We start from the raw sequence: 16,165 nt of genomic DNA, 5'->3' as shown, positions 1-16,165 counted from the left end.
CGCTCACGAGTGAATCTTCTGTATAGCCTGTACAATCGATAGCTTTTCGTTCGGTTTGACGGTTCGAATGGTTGTGAGTTCAGAGAGGAGTTCGACAAGCTCGGGGTGCTCGCGAGAGAGTTCGTCAGTCTCGTCGGGATCGGCGGAGAGGTCATACAACTCAGCACCGGAGGCCGTATCGATGTACTTGAGGTCGTTACTTCGAACTGTTGCGAAGTGTGGGGCGTACCCGTTCAACTCCGCACGGTGTTTCGAGAACCGGTGGCTTTCCACGTCTGACACCACGAATTTGTCCGTGAACGACGCTGGATTGGGGCGCGATTCGGTGGCGAAATGTTCCAGCAGTTGTGGTAACCTCGTGAGCGAGAGAGGGTCTTTGATTGTCTGACACTCGCCTAAGCCGTGGACGAGAAACGGGACGTGGATGTTCTCCTCGTACAGTTGGTACTCGTGGCCGAATGTCCCGTGTTCACCGTGTGCTTCCCCGTGGTCTGCGTTGAATACCAACAACGTCTCGGGGGACTGTAGGTTCTTGTAGAGTCGCTCAACGAACCGATCAGCGGACCGAACACAGTCCCGGTAAGCTTCTTTTAGCCATTTGACCACATGAGAGGGTAGCCGCTGTTCGTCGTCCCGTTCGTACTGCATGAGCGAGTACAATGTCTTCGGCAGGTTTGTCTCGGTACGGAACTCCGACGGCAGGATGTACGGCTGATGTGTATCCATGACGAAAACCCAAGCGAAGTACGGCTCATCCATGTCGGACAGCTTCTGTTCAATTTCTTTGTAGAACGCTGTCCAGTGGGCAAACCACTCTCGCCGATTTCTCCACTTGAACCGGTCACCAATCTTTGTTCCGGTCAGGATGTCGTCTACAGTCCCCAACATTCCCACGTCGGGAAGCGTCTCGAAGCCATTATCTGCCCCCGGCCGGAGTTCGTAGAACTCGTCGAAGCCAGCGTCGAAATTCGTCTCGTACGCAGTCCATGGATTCGCGGTGAAACCAATTGTTTGGTATCCGAGCTGTTTAAATTGTTCCGGTATCGTTGTGTGGGTCTCCACGTGTCTTCCAATCGCGGCCCACCGTTCGTCAGAAGTGAACGCGCTGTTCCGCTCCGGTTCGCCAGTATGGGATACCGGTACTGAACAAGGCGTCCGAGGGCCAGGAGCAATCGCGTTCTCGTACACCACACCATCGTCGGCGAGCGAGGAGAGATAGGGAGTCTGCCCACCGTCACCGACGAACCCACACGCGTCGGCTCTGAGGCTGTCTACGGTCACCATCAGAACATTCTTCATTAGTGGTGAAGATGGTGGGTGCTCTGATAAATTCTTTCGTCGAAAACACATTGCATCTGATGGCGACAGCGAGAGAGAAGGGTATTTCAATCATTAATCTCGTAGACTATTTTCATGACGGACTTGACAGACCGAGCTGTGCTGGTGACCGGTGGCGCAGGGTTCATCGGTTCCTATCTAGCGGAAGAACTCCTTGAACGCGGTGCGGATGTTGTCGTCGCGGATGATTTCTCACGTGGGGGTTTTGAAAAGATTAGTCACCTTGAAGACGACATTGAGGTTCGACCGACTGACCTCACCACGCACAAGGGATGTATCGAGGCGACGGAAGGTGTCGACGACGTGTTTCACCTCGCCGCCGCTGTCGGCGGAATCCACTACATCAAGCGTGAGAATGTCCACGGTCTCACACCCAGTGTGTTGATGAACCAGCACATGCTGGAAGCGGCTCGAATTAACGATGTCGACCGGTTCCTGTTCGCGTCGAGCGCCTGTATTTACCGGCAGGAACACGACGACCTGAACCTGTTCAGTGAAGACCAGGGAATCCCTGCTGACCCACACAGCACGTACGGGTGGGCGAAAGTACTCGGGGAGGTCGCCTGCGAGGCGTACCAGACCGATACGGACCTGAAGACTGGTTCAGTCCGGATCTTCAACTGCTACGGGCCGCGTGAGAGCCTAGACCCGAAGAGCAGTCACGTCATTCCGTCGCTCTGTCGAAAAGTCATCGAAGAACCGGACGGTGGGTCCATCGAACTCTTCGGTGACGGGACGCAGGAACGTGGCTTCATCTACGTCACCGACCTCGTCGAGGGGATGATCGAAACGATCGAAAAGAAGGTTGATGGGGAACCGATTAATCTCGGTAACTCGATGGAGGTCGTCTCGATGAACGAGCTCGCGGAGAAGATTATCGAAATCAGCGGCAAGGATATATCAATCGAGCACGACCTCTCGAAGCCCACCGGGACGGACAAGTACGCCTGCGACATGACGAAGATGAAAGAGGAACTTGACTGGGAACCGGGTGTTTCGCTTGACGACGGTCTCCAGCAGGTCTTCGAATGGGCCAGGAGCGAACTCGAAGGAACTAAGCCGGTTGCTCCTGCAGAGGGAGATAACTGATATGACAATGTGGGATGGAGAACACGTTCTGGTCACGGGCGGTGCCTCGTTCATCGGTAGTCATCTGGTTGAGGATTTGGTCGAACACGGCGCGAATGTCCGAGTCGCAGACGACCTATCCAGCGGCGAAATGGTCAACCTTGAGGAGGTAAAAGACGACATCGAAGTCCTCGAGGGGAACCTCAAACACTACGACTTTGCGGACGAGGCGACGAAAGACATCGATACGGTGTTCCACCTCGCAGCTGACCACGGTGGACGTGGGTACATCTCGAACTACCCAGCCAACTGTGCGACGAACATGGCCCTGGACAATATCGTCTACGAGGCCGCCGCGAAGAACGGCGTCGAGCGAATCTCGTTCGCGTCCAGTGCTTGTACCTACCCGACTGACATCCAGCAGGAGAGACAGCGCCTCTCAGAGGATATGGTCAGCTTCGAGGAACGCGGTGGTGCCTACGCCGATGAAGTCTATGGATGGGCGAAACTCATGGGCGAACGGTCGCTCCACGCGTACGGTGAACAGTACGACATCGACACGAGCATCGTCCGTATCTTCACCGCTTATGGTCCACGCGAGAACGAGACCCACGCAATCGTCGCGTTCATGGCGAAGGCGTTCGCTGAACAAGACCCGTATCAGATTTGGGGCGACGGGGAGCAGACGCGGAACTTCACCTATGTGAAGGACATTACTCGGGCCCTTCGCCTTGCTGCTGAGAACGTCACTGATGGGACGCCGGTTAACGCTGGTATCAGCCGCTACGTGACGATGAATGAGGCCGTTGAACACGTCTTCGACCACCTCGGGTGGGAGCCGGATGAGATCAACTACATGACTGACAAGCCGGTCGGTGTCCGCCACCGCGCGGCAGACACGACTCGCGCTGAAGAACTCCTTGGCTGGGAACCGGAGTACACAGTCGAGGAGGGTATCAAGCGCACTCTCGACTGGTACGTAGAAGCCCGCGACAAGGAGTACGTCAAAGAGAACCTCGAAACGCTCCTCCACGAGCGATAACTAATCCTCGATCTTTTATAGATGCCAGAGTCAAACAAAGAGTACGTTCTCGTCACGGAGTACTTTCACCCGGATACTGCGTCGACTGGCCAACTGATGACAGATCTGGCCGTCGGTCTTCAGGAGCGTGGGCTCGATATGACGGTCTTTACTGGTCAGCCAAACTACCACAGTGGAGATAACGAGAAGCAACCGCACACCTCGACACACGAGGGGGTGCTGGTAAATCGCATTCGAGCGCCTCAAGTCAGGCAATCGTCCCTCCCTCGGCGCTTGTTCAACTGGACCGTTTTTACGGTCTGGATGTTCTTTGCACTGCTCTTCAGCCGGACCGAGAAGGAGCGTGAAGTCGTCTTCGTCTCTAATCCCCCGTTTTTACCGGTGGCTCTCTGGTTGGTTTGCCGGCTCCGTGGGTGGGCATATACCTACATCGTCTACGACCTGTATCCGGACCAACCGGCCGAGCTCGATTACATTACAGAGGGTGGTGTAATCGACACAGTTTGGGGTATGCTGAACCGTCGTGCGTTCTTAGCAGCCAAGCACGTCGTGGCACTCGGCCCAGTCATGAAACAGCGAATCAGCAACAACGCTGGCCGGAAGTTCGACGAGTCAAAGGTCGAGATCATCCACAATTGGGAAGACGAGGAGTTCATTGAACCCGTCCCCAAAGGAGATAACTGGTTCAGTGAAGAGCATGGGTTGGTCGAACCGTTCTCTGTGCTGTATTCCGGGAACATCGGGGACTTCCACGATTTGGAGACGCTCGTCGAAGGGTCGACCGAATTTCAGGATGAGAACGTCAAATTCCTCATCGTCGGACAGGGCGATAACAAGCAAAATATCGTTAGCCTCGCTGAGAAACACGGTGTAAAAGGCGAAACCGTTGACTTCCTTCCGTACCAGCCGTGGGACGACCTTCCGTACAGTCTCACCTCTGCCGACGTGTCTGTCGTGGCTGTGAAAGAAGGGTTCGAAGGTGTCTGTGTGTCGAGCAAGCTCTACACGGCGATGGCTACTGGGCAGCCAGTGCTCGTCATTTCCCAGCCGGACGACGACGAGGCACGAATCGTAGAGCAGTTCGAAGCCGGTATTCAGGTATCACAGGGTGATGTCGAGGGCATCGTTGAGGCGATCAACCGGTGGCAGTCAAATCCCGAACTCGTCCGGGAGCAAGGAAAGAACGCTCGCGAAGCCTTCGAGAACAACTTCACCGAAGACCAGTCCATCGACGAGTACTATCGGATGCTCGCTGGCACACTGCCGAACTGATACCGAGACCACGGGATTCGACCGGCCACCGGTCCTGGCTATCAGCAGGATTTCGGGTTCACTGACATCGGAAGACTCGCTTGTATCGTTTCAGTGCTCGATATCGAGTAGACTTGGTTACGGTGGTTATGGAATCTGGAATACCTGTCCCTCTCGACGACGACTGGTTGCTTTGGATACAACTGTGCACCGACACGATTCCAAGAAGTTTGACTCAACAATAGGCAGTCAACTTGACGGTCAGTTACAATCCACTCATATGCCGGTCCACTACCAGCACCACTTCTCTCGTGAAGGCTGGCCGTGTAATAGAGTGACACCCGTGTCAGATGATCATCACTCGTCCAATCTCCACCCGAATACTCAACAGCGAACCCGGCGGCTTCCAGTTCCGTAGGCGTCGTCACTCCCTTGTACGACAGCACCTCCAACTCACCGAATGCAATCGGGATGCTGGCACTCGCCGAGACCACCAACATGGCTATCGCAATCTGCTTCGCACCAACACCGAAACTCCACCCACGAACCAACCGAACCAACACGTACCCAGCCAACCCGAGCACAGGCAGGTGCACGAACGTCTGCACCCGGTACAGGAGGTTGATGTAATCGGCCGTCAACGCTGCGCTGAACGAGAGGCCGATGAGGACGATGGCACCGCCGAGCAACCCGAGTAGCCCGTGACCGACGCCGTCCTCGACGGTGTCTCCAACCCCCAGTGCGGACAACCCGAACGGAATCGCGAGGGGGAGCCCACCAGCGACGATGATCCAGTTCGTCTGCCACAGTCCTGGGAACACCGGTATCATCGTATTCACGCCCAATAGCAGGAACCACGAACCGAAGATCGCTCCAACGAACCCGCGTTGGAACCGTGCATCGAGATCGAGGAACCAGAGGAGCGCTACCGCCACAAGCACGACCCACGCGAATAGCAACCCTGGGACCTGGGTGATTCGAGCTTGCTGAATGATTCGAGCCCCGGTCAACGCCTCTAGGCCGTAATTGTACGTAGCAAACCAGCCCCAGTAGCCTAGTGCCAACAGGGTGAGTTCACGACTCTGCAACCGTCCGGCTGTCCCGAGCGCTAGCCCGGCCAGCACGGTCAGCGTCAGCGCGAACACCATCGCATCCAGATTGTGAATCGCCGGCAGCACTACGAAGACCGACCCAACGACGATCCACCATCTCGAATCCCGGTGCGCCCGGACCACGCCGATCACTGCAAGTGGCACCAGGAACAGTCCGACGGTCTGCTCGTCGACCGGCATCGACCTATGTAGGTACAGCCCCTCGATGGCCAGCGTCAGCCCGGCTAGCCCACCGGCTAAACGAGCCTGTCCAGCGTCCAATCCCAGCGACCCACCGAGCCGGCGAATCACACTGAGCAGGAACAGCGCTGGCAGTGTCCCCACGACCGAGATAACCCACTGCGAGTGATACAGTGCCTTCACTCCAGTCACCTCCGATATCATGGCGAGGAACATCGTGAAGTGCAATTCGTCGGTCGCCAGGTTCGCGAGCAACAGCTCACCTGCAGCGCGTGCGTCTCGAACGTGCCCAGCGTACACGAGCCCGTCGGGATTGAAGGGAAGAGGTGACTCGTACAGGGTCAGCGTCCGGAGCATCACGCCGATCGCGACGGTCAGGCAGACGACGAGGAAAAAGCGGCCACGGCGCACGAACGAATCACCTCGTGCTCACGAGTTCGTGTTCGTGAGGAGGGTGCGGGTTGGTGATTCGGGGCAAGGCCATTGTCGTTTGGTCATTTCGATGGCTGATAAAAATAGGTACCGTCTGTGAGGGCCGAACAACCGGTCGAAGGCGGGACAATGTACGACCAGAGTTGCGGAACTGAGCTCTATTGTTTTTTCTCGGCAGTCGCCTGCTCACGCCCCGCGTCCGTTATCCAGAAGATGCGTGTGCCGGCGACCTTCTTCGACGACAGTGCCCCATCGTCCACAAGCTTCTCCAACCGTTTGTAGACCCCCTGTCGGGACATATCGAGCGTCTCGGTCAATTCGGTCGGATGGAGGACGGGATCGGGAGAACGGACGAATTGCTGGAGAATTTCGATGTCGGTGACAGTTGGTTTTCGCCCAGCCCCAGTCATTGCCCGAATCATCAGTGTCCAACGTGAAGTATTGTAGGATTGATATTTGGCTCCGGGTGGATATTAATCACCGCACGGTAACAATTATGTGCCCGAAGAAAGACTACCCTATAGAGACGCTACGTGGCGGTTTCGTCACGAAAGGAATGTGGCGACCGTGTTGCCGCACGGACGCCGCGTAGGGTCGGCCAATACCGACATGTTCGAAAATGTTCCGCGGGGCCTTCAATGGCCCGCCCGAGTAGTTGCAACGCGACCAACCGAGGCGAAGCAGCGGTTTAGCGACTGTGGGGGGAGTCGATGACAGACCTCCAGACTATCGAGGCCCGAGTTGCAGCTCTGGAGACTATCGTGGAGGAGCAGGCCAACTCTATCAGAGAACTTGAGGCCGACCTCGAACAGGCACACGAGGATCGGGAGTCTCTGGAAGAGCGGTGCGCAGTTCTCGAAGATACGGTCGAGAGGCAGGACGCACTCCTGGATGCTCTCAGGAAACGAGGAGCGGTTACTCGTAGACAGGTCGCAGAACTCCAATCCAGAGAACTCGAGAAGGGAGCGCATCTCCGGTACGACCACGTCGAACCGACGGTAGAACACCTCGACGTCGACGGCGACCGGCTCGAACGATTCACCGGTGACACCGGAATGGAATGGGTCCGGCTCCCCGATAGTACCGACCCATTGGACCGCTCCGGGACCACCACGCTCCCGGCAGCTGATCTCCTTCCGATTCAGCAACTTGCGTGGATGGACGAAGATCTCCTTGCCAGTGCCGCCAGCAAACGCGCGGACTACATCGCGGCGAAGGTCTGGGCAGAACGCGGGAAACACACACCGGGGAGTGTCTGGTCGAAGGGCTGTCGCAGCGTTCGCGAGTACATCGATGCGAGTGACATCAGGCTACACATCAAATCTGAACTCGAGCGCGAGGACGAATCCCTCAGTCACGACTACGCGAAGAAACTCGCTGGTCGGGCGATGCAACGAATCCGTGAACTCGCGAAGAATCGCGTCTATATCGAGCGACGGTCACACCGGAAAGACGGTCTCAAGTACAAAGAGCGCCGGCTAGTCGTCCCGACCGATTCAGAGATTCCAGGTGAGACGGCACCGAACACTGACCCTCCGGGGACAATCGGTGTCCCCGGGTGACGCTGTCCCCGGCCAGCGCGTGAGCACTGACGACCACTGAACTCCCACAGGACACACGACACACGGACGATACGGTTCCCTGTTCGCGGCTGGGCTACCTGTGGGTCTACCTCTCGAACGGCGGTCGACGGCACTAACAAGCGACAAGCTGGAGCATGTCCACCAGGGACACCAACTGTCCCCGGAACGCTGGGTGCCGGCGAGACACACGAGGAAGAGTGTCGCGAACACGTGGGGAATCGAGCCGATATTTCACACCCGGGCGCTGCTGAGTCGGCAGCCGGCGCTGAAGTTCACGGCGATGAAAACCCGAGCGTTGGTGTAGCAGCCGTCTACGCCTTCGAGATGTACGTGATGACGATGTGCTGGGTCTCGAAGTCCTCCAGCATCGCCCCGACGCGCCCGACGAGGATCGTCTCGAGCCTGATGGTCGCCTGTTCGGTGAACATCTCGAGGACGGTCCCATCCTCGACGCTGACATTGTCGACGTACACTTCCCAATGCCGAGCAACGGCAAGCAAGCGACCTTCGCCGACACCGTCTCCAGTTCTTTTTTCAAACTGGATCACGCCCTGACCTGGCAGCAGAATCGACGCCTATGTCAGATTTACAGTGCGAGAAGTCCTCGAAAATTCGCCCGACTGTTTCCGACGGTGATTCGGGCCAGTATATAAGGACCTTCGATGGAGTACTGTGCTGAGTTTCTTGGGCAAGTTAAAGGTGTGCTGCACATTCGGAATAACCCCATTGTGTATGCCGATTTGCTGTGCAGCACATTCGTGATGTGCAGCAGATCGTAGTGCACACCAAAACTGGTAGTGAACGCGAGTGGGTTCTGCTCAACTCACCTGTTTATTACCAATATTTGTCAATTTTTACAAACGGCTCACAGATTGTTCCACCGTTTCCTCGAACGGCGGTCGACGGCATTACCAGGCGACAGGCTGGACCGCGTCCACCGAGGACACCAACAGTCCCTGAAATACCGGACAACGGAGAACATCTTGAGAATAATATCGCGAGCACGTGGAACCCCGAACCGGTCTTCCACACGTCCAAATCCGCAACTGCTCCGTGTCTGCGCCCTAGTGGATTGCCACTTACTGATACTGCTGGCAGACGCGTTCGATACCTTCCTCGAACGTGATCCCGGGCTCCCAGCCGGTCGCATCACGAATCTTCGAGATATCAGCCATCGTGTCGTGGACGTACACGTCGTCCGGAATCGGGTTCTCGACGTACTCCGGGTCGATGTTCGTCCCGAGTTCGTCGTTCAGCATCTCCACGACGGTGTTGAAGGAATAGCTCTCGCCAGTCCCGAGGTTGAAGATTCCGTCCAGTCGCTCTTCAGCAGCCACGACCAGTCCCTGCACGATGTCGTCGACGTGGGTGAAGTCCCGAGTCTGCGTCCCATCATCATACAAGACAGGTGACTCGCCGTTAGCCATATCGTCGGCGAACTGGGCGATGACGTTCGCGTACTCGCCTTTGTGTTCCTCGCTGCCGCCGTAGCCCTGGTAGACGGAGAAGAACCGCATCCCTGCGGCGGACATGTCGTAGAAGTTCGAGTAGTACTCGGCGTAGCGCTCTCGCGCGAGCTTCGACGCTTCGTAGCCTGTCCGCGCTTCGACGTCCATGTCTTCCGGGGAGGGCTCCGTGCGGTTCCCGTAGATCGACGAGGTCGACGCGTACACCAGGGTGTCACAGCCTGCCTTCTGTGCCTGTTCGACGACGTTCACGAACCCGTCGACGTTCACTTCAGCCCCCCGATGCGGGTTCTCCTCGTGCATCGCGTACGAGGAGAGCGCCGCAAGGTGGAACACCAAGTCTACATCGACTGGAAGGTCGTCGTCGAGGACGCTCGCCTCGACGAACTCGACAGCGTCGTCCAGGTTCTCCGGTTTGCCGAGGTAGCCGTCGTCGAGTGCGATCACGTCGTTCGATTCTGCGAGATGATTCGCGAGGTTCGAACCGATGAAGCCAGCTCCCCCTGTGACGAGGACCCGTTTTCCGTCCATACTGTTTCTGGCTCGAAACGTAACTAAAGCCTACTGGCTCTCTTTCCGTAACTGTCGGGACTGATTACTATCTGGTGAATCGGTGTCACGTCACGCCTCAAGGTAGCCAAAAATACTATCTTGCTCTGGTTAAGTGGAAAATATGATATGAAAGCTGTCGTTCTAGCTGCTGGGAAGGGGACACGCCTCCGCCCGCTAACCGACGATAATCCGAAAGGGATGGTGGAAGTCGCAGGTAAGCCGATTATCACGCACTGTCTGGAACAGCTCAAAGAGCTTGGTGCAGACGAGTTCATCATCGTCGTTGGCTACATGAAGGAGAAGATCGTGAGTCACTACGGCGATGAGTTCGAGGGCATCCCCATCACCTACACTCACCAACGCGAACAGAATGGCCTAGCGCACGCACTCTTGACCGTGGAAGAGCACATCGACGACGACTTCATGCTGATGCTCGGGGACAACATCTTCCAGGCCAACCTACAAGATGTGGTCCGTCGGCAACGAGAAGACCGTGCAGATGCGGCCTTCCTCGTCGAAGAGGTGCCGTGGGAAGACGCAAGTCGCTATGGCGTGTGCGACACGAACCAGTACGGCGAGATCACGGATGTCATCGAGAAGCCAGAGGACCCGCCGTTGAATCTGGTGATGACTGGGTTCTATACGTTTACCCCCGCCATTTTCCACGCCTGCCATCTCGTCCAGCCGTCGAACCGCGGCGAGTACGAAATCTCTGATGCGGTCGACCTCTTGATCCAGAGCGGGCGGACCATCGACGCGATTCGCATCGATGGCTGGCGGTCCGATATCGGATACCCAGAGGACCGGGACAAGGCAGAAGAACGCCTTGAACAGTTGGTTGAAGCGTAGTTCGTCAATCCGGTACTTTTACTCACAGAAATAGGTGCTGTCTGTTGGGGGAAATCGCTGTAATCGGATACCATCGATATGAGCGTCTTCACTATTCTTGCACACTGACGCCCTCCACCAACCGATACTCGTACTGGGAGTTCCCTTCACCCTGTGACGTCCGACGGATCACGTACTCCGCCCGGTAGAGGTCAGACAGCACACTCGAGGCTCCACCCGTCCTGTATCTGGTCTGGTCCGCGACGCCCTCGCTATCCATCCACTCCTCGGTAGACAGTGCTTTACAGACCCGGCCGCGGTGGGTATCCGCCCTGACGGTAATCTCCTCTTCTTTGGCCTTCGCATCCCCCGCAACTGAAGCCTCGGCACGGACCGCTTCGATGGATGCCCTGATGGCCTCCATGTTCTGCGAGTACGAGTCGTCGAGCTGTGGTTGCTCAGAGAGCCAGCCCTGACCCCAGGACTCGCTCGTCTGTCGACTCAGCCAACCGTAACTCCAGTGGGGTGAAATCACGACGGGCGGGTCCGTCTCGACGATGCGACCGCATTCACGTGCTACCGAGAGGCTGTCTCGAGGTTCTCCAAGCGCGGACAGCGTACGAAGACAGGCGTTCTTTCCCAGGCCGACAATCACGTCGGGGTCGACCTGCTCGATCTCTTCCTGAAGGTATGACTTGCAGTGTGCGAACTCCTCGTTGCGGACCTGGTCGTCGATACCACCTTCTGGTGGGCACTTGATCGCGTCCGCCATCCACACGGACGTCATGTCCACACCGGGAATCGGCTCGAGCAGTTTCTCCAGGATGGGCCCGCCAGTCCACTGGTCCATGAACTTCTCCGTAATCTCATCGTTGTATTCGGCCCAGTCGTCGTAGTCATCCCAGTCGAACTGGTGACTGGGCTCGATGGTGACGAACATCACGTCGCCATCGGGATCGAACAGGCCAGGATTCACACGGCACGACCGGCCGTCTTCATGGGCCGGACATCCAGCACAGGCTCCCCCACCATCCAGTGCGTTCTGTCGGACTCGTTCTATCCACTCAGTTGTCATATCTCGACGTCGTAGTCATTCGACATAGTTCTCCGGGAGAGACCTCTATAGGAAGGAACCAATCTGTCGAGCAAGTTCTGGGCCCCGGCAGCATCGAGACGTGCATTCACTGACCCAGACCCCTCCCTGAAAGGTCTGGGCCGATGAATCGCCCCCACAGGTCGTCTCTGCGATTCTCAGGTCGTTCAGGACTGGGAGAACCCCCGCAAAGTGGCCTGTGCGGGAATTGACGCTCGAACTAGGACGGGCATATGCTGAAAGGGCGAAATCCGGGGACAGTCGCAGAAACCAGGAATCGGCTGTCTTCGATGGACTGAGAGCTGTAGAGCTAGATATCCGTAGAACCATTCAAACTAGACACCAGCGAATTCCCCGGGAAAATCTTCAGACACGGTTTCCGTCTCTCGATTTCACCCCCGAAGAACAACCGCTTTCGACGCTAGAAAGCCAGCATTGAAACCGTTCAACCCCCCGATATCGGGCGTCTCGAGACGACCCTGAACCCAGAGTCGCGACTACCCAGTTCATCCAGTCATCGAACCCTTCCAACCGCTCTCGCAGTACCGCCACAGGCCACCTTGCGGAGCAGCAGTCCAATCTGAATCCGCTGAGCATCGTCCAGACCACGTTTTCGCGCTGCTACAGGCGCGAGTCGCTACTCACCCACTCTGAAAAACATGTCCGAAAGCGTGGTCAGTCAGACAGCCGGTCCCGCAGATAGTCGGCCGGGTAGACGGCAGTCATGCCTGGCGTGTCGATTCGGAACTGGTAGGGCGGGGTCTTCGGACTGTAGGTCTTCTCGACGCGGGGTTCGCCCTCGAGGGGGTCGTTCAGTGCGGCGAGGACCTCGTGCCCACCTGCGTGGGTCATGACGACCCAGATAGCCTCTTCGGGCTCGCACGCGGCCATCTTGTCGTAATCCGCGGGAACTGCCCGACGGACGTCGTTGTTGATGCGTTCGACCTCGACCGTGACCACGATTTCACCCGCGGCATCCAGCCCTGCGAGGTCCAGGCGACGGTTCTCGTCCAGGTCGTAGTACGGTTGCACCCGAACCACGGCCGAATCTGGGTCTGCAACGTAGTTCTGTTCCAGATGTCGTCTGGCGACCTCGACCGCGAGGACGTGCTGGCTGGACTCTTCGAGGTCGCCTTTCCCGTGGCCGTAGTCGACGCCTTCGCGATAGCTCTCGCCGATTGCCTTCCGACCATCGACGGTCACCGTGAACAGCCGGTGCGGATGGTCGGTGTCGTGGGTCAGTAAGTTGGCGTCTATGAGGTCCTGCACGGCATCGCTGGCGATACCGACGTACTCCTGGAGTCGAATCATGCTGTCGTGGAGCAGGTCGTATTCTGGCGCATCGTATCGAAGCTGCTGGGCGTTGTACACCGCCTGCAGGAACATGAGCTGGCGGTCTGAGTGTGGCGATGCAGCACGCTCGGCAGCGGCGAGCTTCAGATTGAGCGCGCAGATCGGCACGTCGTCAGGGTCGGTATCTGCGAGTGAGCTACAGCACTCGATGGCCCGGACCATCCCCATCGAACTGGGGTCGTACCGGTTCCCACACTCCCGACAGCGAAGGGCGTGGAGTCCCCGGTCGTAGGCAACCGTGGGTGGCATCCGTTTGGTGTAGGGAAGTGCAGAATCGACTCTGACGCCTTCGCTGGCCGAGTCTGGGGCATCGAGGGCAGGCTCATCGACCGGGTCTGAAGTTGTGCTTGCCTGCCCGAGGGCCAACCCTGCTTCGGCCAATGTGCGCTCTTGAACCGAGACGAGTGTCTCATCGACCGACCACCGTTCCTTCTGACGGCGTTTCGTCCCTGCTGGATGCCCGAGTGGTGGCGGTAACGACGCCACTGTGAACGGCCGTGGTTCTGCCAACCCGAATCCAGCGGGAAGCTTCACCAGCCACTGGCCGCGTCGCAAGGCGCGAAGACGGTTCCCGACCTCGGTCGCGTCCATGTCGTCGGTCGCGAGCCGGCGGGCAAGGTCCCTGTCGTTCGGAACGTTCCCCGTGACCACTGTCGAAACGTTGTTCAGAATCTCGTCGTAGACGTCGCGCTCTCGTCGTAACTGCCCGGGGAACTGCATCGCGAGCGTGACCGAGCAGCCGAAGCCCCGGGCCTGGGCGAGCAGTTCTTTCAGGAGGTCAGAGATGGCGACGCTCGCGGCTTCTTCGATGTAGAGGTTCACCAGCGGGCGCTCGTCCGCATCGCTGCGAGCCGCCCGTCGACGCAGGGCGGTCCAGAGGTTCGAGAGGACGACCAGCGTGAGGACGCGCTGAGCCTGTGGGCGGAGCGAGCCCGTGTCGAGGATGATGACGACGTTCTCGTCGAGGTAGTCTGCGAGGTCGAAGTGGGAATCGCCCTCCCCGGGGACGTGGTTGAAGATTCTGGCCAGGCGCTGGTCGACGGGGATCTTCTCGATGCGGTTCGCGACGCCCTGCATGATCTCGTCGAACGACCGGGCCTTATTCGCGACCACGCCGGCGAGCAGTTGTTCAAGCGAGGCATCAGACACGGCGGGCGCAGTCTGGCGTTCGTGAAGCTGGCGAACCGCGGTCTCGAGGTCACTGTGTGCGTAGGCGTCACTGCCACTCACTGGGTCGTACAGCGCCTTCACGAGGTAGCGGATGATATCTGGAGAGCGGACCGCCCGCTCGAAGCGTTCGACACCCATGACCTGACCCAGTATCTCGAGGTAGTGGTCGACGCTGTCCTCGACCGCAGTGGTCCGGGGCACGCCCGCGGCGAGCTGGTCGCGGATATCGAAGAAGGAGAACGCGGGAAGGGTCTGTGAACAGTCGAAGTACAGCACGTTCTCGAGGTGGCCGTACCGCGCAAAGTGCGCTCGCAGGTAGTCCGTGGCCATCCCGTCTCCCTTGGGGTCGATGAGGATGCTCGCACCGTCGGTGGCGCGGTGGTTCTCCAGCATCGCTGTGGTAAGCGCGGTCGACTTCCCCGAACCTGTCTTCCCGAACCAGGCGACGTGCATGGGCTGGAGTTCGGGAGGCAGGACGACCGGTTCGGGATGAACCGTTCCGTCCGTGGTCAGGGGCTTCCCCAGGGCGAGTCCGGCTCCGCGATACCGGTCCAGCACGGTCTGTGGCGGCTGGGGGACCGACCGACGTTCTCCCGGTGTGGCATCGACGCTTCGTGTGCCATCTGCGGTGAGGGCTGCCCCATCGAGCAGGCAGAAACTCCCGAGTTCGTGGACATCGACGACCAGCCCGGGACTCTCGGGGCGACGCCACGGCATCTTGCTGAGACGCCCGTATTTCGGCTGGTACAGCGTCCGATCGCGTACGTCCTGCAGGACCTTCTCGGCTGCCGAGCCAGTCCTGACTCGTCCTGTGACCTCGTAGCAGGTGTGGCTTACGTGACTGAGCGCGTCGGCGAGCTCCCGGGCGAGTGCATCGGCTGGTTCCTGACGCCGCTTCCCTGCGACGACCAGCCGGGCGTTCACGTCGAACGAGCGCCGTGAGTCACGCGACGCGAGCTCTTCGAGACGCTCCTCGTCGTCCTGGGTGAGTAGCACCTCGTCCGGAGCCCCGAACAGGGCGGTCGTGAGCTGGTCGCTCACGTGGTCGTGCTGGTTCTCGATGCTCTCGACCCGGGCAGCGCGTTGCCCCGACCAGTCCGCACGTGGACGCAGCAGGATCTGGTACACCATCGGCAGTGGAGACTCGGCCATCGCCTCGACGATGCCGGCCAGTGGGACTCTCGCTGTGGCGTCGGTCAGAAACGACTCGAATTTCGTAAGGCGAGTCTGCCAGTCCTTCGGATGGCTGACCCGGCCACAGTACTCGACCGCAGCGAGGGCTCTGGAATCCTGCACGACGCGGTCCGGTGCCCATTGTTGCGAGCTAAATTCGTAGCCATCGGGAAAGAGACTCCGCAGGATGCGCCGCGTGGCGTCGAGCGCCTGTGTGTCGACGCCCACGTAGTACGTGGTCTCCTCGCCATCGCTGACGAGCAGGGCCTCGAGTGTCGGACTCGGACTTCCCCTGAAGCGGTCGAGGAACGATTCTTTCTGAGACTCGAGTCGCACCTGATGCAACCGCCGGAACTGCGCCACGACCGTCTCTGCGTCGAGCGCCTCGGCTGTGGGCTGGATTCGAACGTACGAGCGCGAGTCGTCGGCCGTGACGGGCAGGCTATCTGTATCTGGGGGTGTGCGTGGGTGTGACATCTCGTCGCCGCGGTCTGGCTGGCGAATCGACGCATGAGACCCGCATA

Annotated in this window: 12 protein-coding genes; 5 read left to right on the top strand and 7 right to left on the bottom strand. The window is 58.6% G+C overall.

Annotated elements, in window-relative coordinates; translation table 11 throughout:
* Positions 1 to 3: 3 nt before the first annotated feature.
* Positions 4 to 1,299 carry a sulfatase-like hydrolase/transferase gene (locus N6C22_RS19300; protein ID WP_261652838.1) on the bottom strand — a complete coding sequence of 432 codons (1,296 nt, stop codon included), beginning with the start codon at positions 1,297 to 1,299 and terminating at the stop codon, positions 4 to 6.
* A gap of 114 nt (positions 1,300 to 1,413) precedes the next feature.
* Here N6C22_RS19300 and N6C22_RS19295 point away from each other — a divergent pair, with 114 nt between their 5' ends.
* From N6C22_RS19295 to N6C22_RS19285, 3 genes are read left to right on the top strand one after another with little or no spacing between them, the layout of a single operon-like run.
* Positions 1,414 to 2,427 (top strand): NAD-dependent epimerase/dehydratase family protein, encoded by a 1,014-nt coding sequence (locus tag N6C22_RS19295; protein WP_261652837.1) that lies wholly within the window; start codon positions 1,414 to 1,416, stop codon positions 2,425 to 2,427.
* Position 2,428: 1 nt separating this feature from the next.
* Positions 2,429 to 3,448, top strand: coding sequence for an NAD-dependent epimerase/dehydratase family protein (locus N6C22_RS19290; protein WP_261652836.1), 1,020 nt, complete (start codon positions 2,429 to 2,431; stop codon positions 3,446 to 3,448).
* A gap of 21 nt (positions 3,449 to 3,469) precedes the next feature.
* Positions 3,470 to 4,720, top strand: a complete 1,251-nt coding sequence (locus N6C22_RS19285; protein ID WP_261652835.1) for a glycosyltransferase family 4 protein — start codon at positions 3,470 to 3,472, stop codon at positions 4,718 to 4,720.
* A gap of 41 nt (positions 4,721 to 4,761) precedes the next feature.
* Here the strand turns inward: N6C22_RS19285 and N6C22_RS19280 are convergent, their stop codons facing one another.
* Both N6C22_RS19280 and N6C22_RS19275 read right to left on the bottom strand, forming a co-directional pair.
* Positions 4,762 to 6,402, bottom strand: coding sequence for a hypothetical protein (locus N6C22_RS19280; protein WP_261652834.1), 1,641 nt, complete (start codon positions 6,400 to 6,402; stop codon positions 4,762 to 4,764).
* A 179-nt stretch (positions 6,403 to 6,581) separates the two neighbouring features.
* On the bottom strand, positions 6,582 to 6,845 hold the full coding sequence (locus N6C22_RS19275; protein ID WP_261652833.1) for a winged helix-turn-helix domain-containing protein: 264 nt from the start codon (positions 6,843 to 6,845) through the stop codon (positions 6,582 to 6,584).
* A 288-nt stretch (positions 6,846 to 7,133) separates the two neighbouring features.
* Here N6C22_RS19275 and N6C22_RS19270 point away from each other — a divergent pair, with 288 nt between their 5' ends.
* The gene (locus tag N6C22_RS19270) at positions 7,134 to 7,985 is read left to right on the top strand and encodes a hypothetical protein (RefSeq protein ID WP_261652832.1); all 852 of its coding nucleotides are present in this window, start codon (positions 7,134 to 7,136) and stop codon (positions 7,983 to 7,985) included.
* A 332-nt stretch (positions 7,986 to 8,317) separates the two neighbouring features.
* Here the strand turns inward: N6C22_RS19270 and N6C22_RS19265 are convergent, their stop codons facing one another.
* Entirely contained in the window at positions 8,318 to 8,479 is a 162-nt protein-coding gene (locus N6C22_RS19265; protein ID WP_261652831.1) for a hypothetical protein, read from the bottom strand.
* Positions 8,480 to 9,085: 606 nt separating this feature from the next.
* Positions 9,086 to 10,003, bottom strand: a complete 918-nt coding sequence (locus tag N6C22_RS19260; RefSeq protein WP_261652830.1) for an NAD-dependent epimerase/dehydratase family protein — start codon at positions 10,001 to 10,003, stop codon at positions 9,086 to 9,088.
* 147 nt (positions 10,004 to 10,150) lie between these two features.
* Between N6C22_RS19260 and aglF the strand changes: the two genes are divergently transcribed.
* Positions 10,151 to 10,873 carry a UTP--glucose-1-phosphate uridylyltransferase AglF gene (gene aglF, locus N6C22_RS19255; protein ID WP_261652829.1) on the top strand — a complete coding sequence of 241 codons (723 nt, stop codon included), beginning with the start codon at positions 10,151 to 10,153 and terminating at the stop codon, positions 10,871 to 10,873.
* Positions 10,874 to 10,964: 91 nt separating this feature from the next.
* Here aglF and N6C22_RS19250 read toward each other — a convergent pair whose 3' ends face one another.
* Together N6C22_RS19250 and N6C22_RS19245 are read right to left on the bottom strand one after the other, a co-directional pair.
* Positions 10,965 to 11,927 carry a uracil-DNA glycosylase family protein gene (locus N6C22_RS19250; RefSeq protein ID WP_261652828.1) on the bottom strand — a complete coding sequence of 321 codons (963 nt, stop codon included), beginning with the start codon at positions 11,925 to 11,927 and terminating at the stop codon, positions 10,965 to 10,967.
* A gap of 693 nt (positions 11,928 to 12,620) precedes the next feature.
* Complete coding sequence (locus N6C22_RS19245) at positions 12,621 to 16,118, bottom strand: ATP-binding protein (RefSeq protein WP_261652827.1); 3,498 nt, start codon at positions 16,116 to 16,118, stop codon at positions 12,621 to 12,623.
* Between the last annotated feature and the right edge of the window lie 47 nt (positions 16,119 to 16,165).

This window comes from Haloarchaeobius sp. HME9146 (genome assembly GCF_025399835.1).
GTDB lineage: Archaea > Halobacteriota > Halobacteria > Halobacteriales > Natrialbaceae > Haloarchaeobius.
The sequence above is the reverse complement of the archived record's forward strand: the minus strand, read 5'-3'. Positions and strand labels throughout refer to the sequence as shown.